The sequence below is a fragment of the Parafrankia discariae genome (genome assembly GCF_000373365.1).
Taxonomy (GTDB): Bacteria; Actinomycetota; Actinomycetes; order Frankiales; family Frankiaceae; genus Parafrankia; species Parafrankia discariae.
In genome coordinates, this window is the sequence record NZ_KB891156.1 from 1 (window position 1) to 3,442 (window position 3,442).

Consider the following 3,442-nt stretch of genomic DNA (forward strand, 5'->3'; position numbering starts at 1 on the left):
CAGCCCATCCTCGGCGGCCTGATCAACGAATACGAACGAGCCGCCTAAAACCCCAGGTCACCACCGGTGGCCGAGTTCCGACACCCCACACGGTGGCGGGGGTGACGAAGAACGAACCCCGGCGGGCCCGGGGTAGCAGCCGGGACAGGGCTGCGAGGATCACCCGATCCTTCGGTTCCAGGGCTGGGCGGTGGACCTGTCGTTGCAGCACCGCCACCTGGTGTCGCAGGACGAGGAGCTCCCCGTCTTTCGCGGTGGTCCCCGCGCACGCGGAGCAGTATCGGGCCGAGACGTTGCGTGTCAGGGCGTAGAGCAGCGACCACACCATGATCATCCAGCCTGCCCGACATGGGCCCTGTCCGGCGGGCAAACACGCAGGTCACCGCTTGAATCGGGATTCTGGAGCCCAGGGGGTCAGGGCGCGATGAACTGGAGGTCTAGCTCGATCTTGACCTTGTCGGCGAGAGCTAGCTTGCCGGCGCCGAGCGGCATGTTGAAGTTGATGCCGAAGTCACTGCGACGGATTTCGCCGGTGGCGGCGAACCCGGACCGCACCCGGTCATCGACGGGGTGGGTGTCGACGCCGTAGAACTCGACGTTCAGCGTGACGGGCTTGGTTACGCCGTTGATCGTCAGTGCGCCGGCGAGTTCGTACTCCTCGTCGCTGCCGGTGACCGAGGTTGACACGAAGGTCATGCTGGGGTGCTTCTCGAGGTCAAAGAAGTCAGTGGTGCGCAGGTGCGCGTCGCGGTCGGCCTGGTTCGTGTTGATCGAGGCGAGGTCGATCGCGGCTTCGATGGCCACCGATCCCACGGTGTCGCCGACGGTCAGCGTCGCGTCGAAGGTGTCGAAGCGGCCGCGGACGTTGGTGACACCCAGGTGGCGAATTTGGAAGTTGACGCTGGAGTGCGCGGTGTCGACGGACCAGGTGCCGGTGATGAGGGGGAGTGGCGCGATACCGGATGTGGATGACGAGGACGCTGTCACTGGGCCTCCAGAACTGCGTGGACGGTTGCACGTCGATGCTTGTCGGTGCAATCGGAACTAGCCGACAGCCTAGTAGCTAACGAAATACAAGCCCGCTGGGGGTCTGTCGCCACGACGGCTTGCGGGGCTGTGTCGTCGTGAGGGTGCGGTCACACCGCTGGGTCGAGTGGTCGAGAGTCCGGAAAACCGAAGCCGGTCCCTGGTCCCTCGACGGCGACGAGACCGCTTTGTTCGTGAGAGCTCAACCCGCTTCTGTTGGGTGAGTGTCTCGATAGCTTTGTCGGGCGGCTTGGAATTAGCGGGTGTGCTATAGGTGCGTTGCGGGGAAGGTGTGGCCCGCCAGGTTCTGCAGGCTCGGTGGTCCGAGTGTGAGGATGATCCTGGTCGGCGGAGGTCGCACGCGTCCTGCCGGCGGCGCGACGGCCACGCCGAGGCGGCCGGTGTGCCCTACGATGTCCGCGTACGTACCGTGCCACTTAGGCTACGTTACGGGTTGCTGATTAGTGGTAACCCAAAGCAATCTTCCGGGAACGCCAGAAATCGAGGTCCCATGACTCAGGATGACGCGAACCTTCACCCGCTTGCGCGGGCGATCAGCAATCCGCCTGCTGGCTGGGAACCGAAGGAGATCGACGTCTCCACCCCGAGCGTCGCCCGCGTCTACGACGCGATCCTCGGTGGCAAGGACAACTTCCCCGTCGACCGCGCCGTCGCCGAAGAGCTCGTGGCGTTCGTCCCCGACGGGCGCGCGGCCGCGATCTACAACCGGGCTGTGCTCGGTCGCGGTGTCCGTTACCTGGCAGAACAGGGAATCCGCCAGTTTATCGACCTCGGTTCCGGCCTGCCGACCGCCCGCAACACCCACCAGGTAGCGCAGGAGATCATCCCTGATGCCCGGGTTGCCTACGTCGACAACGATCCGATCGTGCTGGCCCACGGCCGGGCCCTGCTCGCCGAGAATCAATACACCACGGTTATCACCGCCGACGTGCGACAGCCGGAAGAGATCCTCTCTCACCCCGACCTGCGCACCCTGATCGACTTCGACCAGCCGATCGGTCTGCTGATGCTCGGGATCATCCATCACCTCAACGACGACGAGGACCCGGGTAGCCTCGTCGCCCGCTACCGGAGCGCCCTAGTCGGCGGCAGCTACCTGTTCCTCACCCATTTTGTCGACCACGGCGAGGAGACCGAGGAACTACAGAAGGCCCTGCTCACTGATCTTGGCACCGGCCGGTTCCGTACCATGGAAGAGATCGCCGCCTACTTTGATGGTCTGGAACTCGTCGAACCCGGTGTCGTCTACAACCCTCTGTGGCGTCCGGACGGTCCTCTTCCCGAGACAATTAGGCTTACTGAGAAAATGATCGGCGGCGGAATTGGCCGCAAGCCCTGACGAATATTGTTGCATTACCCGAAAGGGGACTGTTGTATTTGGGAAATGAAGTTGACCCCTTCCTGCTCATTTCTAGGCTCTTTGGGGGGTAGTTGCGTTGGCGATGTCCGCCGTCGCGGCTGCTGCCGATCAGTCATGATCGAATGATGCGTGGCATCGTGTCCGTCCATCGTGTGGGGCTCCGAAATTCGGGTTTCGGCCTGTGAGCTGGTCTTCTGTGGCTGACGTGATCGTCCGGGGGTGTCGTCGGGCGGGCGTTGCGGTACTGGTTGATCAGCCCGCCGAGGATGCGTGTGCGAAGGACGGTGGAACCCGGGGTCGGGGTGACCGCGGGTGGTGGGTCGGGCGGATGCTGGCCGAGGGAGCGGTGAGGCCGGTGGGTGTGGAAATGCCCGGTATATGTGGTGCGGGCGGTGGTCAGGTGCCGTTCGGAGACGATCAGGAGTCTTTCGGTGCATTCGCGGCAGACGGTATCGATCCAGTGTTCCGCGATCGCGTTCACTTTCGGTGGCTGTGGCGGTGTGCGCACCAATGCCGCGTAGTTAGGAAACCCTGTGATCTTTGTATGGCGGGTCCGTGTAGGTGATTGTGGCGTCGGTTTTTCTCTTCGCGCGGTTGTGGGGTGTCAGAAGTCGGCTTGGGCCTGTGAGCTGGGCTGATGTGACGGTGCGACTGTCGGCATGATGGTCAGCTATGTCCCAATACCGCTTAGCTAAGCCTGTGGGGCTCCGGAATTCCGATTCGAGCGGTGGCCTGCGCGTTTGCCCGCTGGACGGGGCCCATGTCGGGCAGGCTGGATGGTCATGGTGTGGTCGCTGCTCTACGCCCTGACACGCAACGTCTCGGCCCGATACTGCTCCGCGTGCACGGGGACACCGCGAAAGACGGGGAGCTCCTTGTCCTGCGACATCAGGTGGCGGTGCTGCGACGTCAGGTGAGTCGTCCGACGCTGGAACCGGCGGATCGGTGATCCTCGCAGCCCTGTCCCGGCTGCTACCCCGGGCCCGCCGGGGTTCGTTCTTCGTCACCCCGGCCACCGTGCTGCGCTGGCACCGT

Annotated in this window: 4 protein-coding genes and 1 pseudogene; 2 read left to right on the top strand and 3 right to left on the bottom strand. The window is 63.9% G+C overall.

Annotated features, from left to right (window positions below; genetic code table 11):
* Window positions 1-22: 22 nt before the first annotated feature.
* Window positions 23-328, bottom strand: a complete 306-nt coding sequence (locus B056_RS40440; RefSeq protein WP_230202895.1) for a hypothetical protein — start codon at window positions 326-328, stop codon at window positions 23-25.
* Window positions 329-414: 86 nt separating this feature from the next.
* Window positions 415-987 carry a YceI family protein gene (locus B056_RS0108355; protein WP_018501419.1) on the bottom strand — a complete coding sequence of 191 codons (573 nt, stop codon included), beginning with the start codon at window positions 985-987 and terminating at the stop codon, window positions 415-417.
* A 550-nt stretch (window positions 988-1,537) separates the two neighbouring features.
* On the opposite strand from B056_RS0108355, the gene B056_RS0108360 reads away from it, so the two are divergent.
* Entirely contained in the window at window positions 1,538-2,386 is an 849-nt protein-coding gene (locus tag B056_RS0108360) for an SAM-dependent methyltransferase (RefSeq protein ID WP_018501420.1), read from the top strand.
* Between the two features lie 133 nt (window positions 2,387-2,519).
* On the opposite strand, the gene B056_RS40445 is transcribed toward B056_RS0108360, so the two are convergent.
* The gene (locus B056_RS40445) at window positions 2,520-2,915 is read right to left on the bottom strand and encodes an integrase core domain-containing protein (protein ID WP_326828223.1); all 396 of its coding nucleotides are present in this window, start codon (window positions 2,913-2,915) and stop codon (window positions 2,520-2,522) included.
* Window positions 2,916-3,147: 232 nt separating this feature from the next.
* Here B056_RS40445 and B056_RS45715 point away from each other — a divergent pair.
* Window positions 3,148-3,442: pseudogene (locus B056_RS45715) on the top strand (integrase); the annotation flags it as partial.

Bases quoted from the DNA above. Each gene is read 5' to 3' on its own strand.
- B056_RS0108360 (WP_018501420.1), top strand. From the start codon at position 1,538: ATGACTCAGGATGACGCGAACCTTCACCCGCTTGCGCGGGCGATCAGC.
- B056_RS40440 (WP_230202895.1), bottom strand. From the start codon at position 328: ATGGTGTGGTCGCTGCTCTACGCCCTGACACGCAACGTCTCGGCCCGA.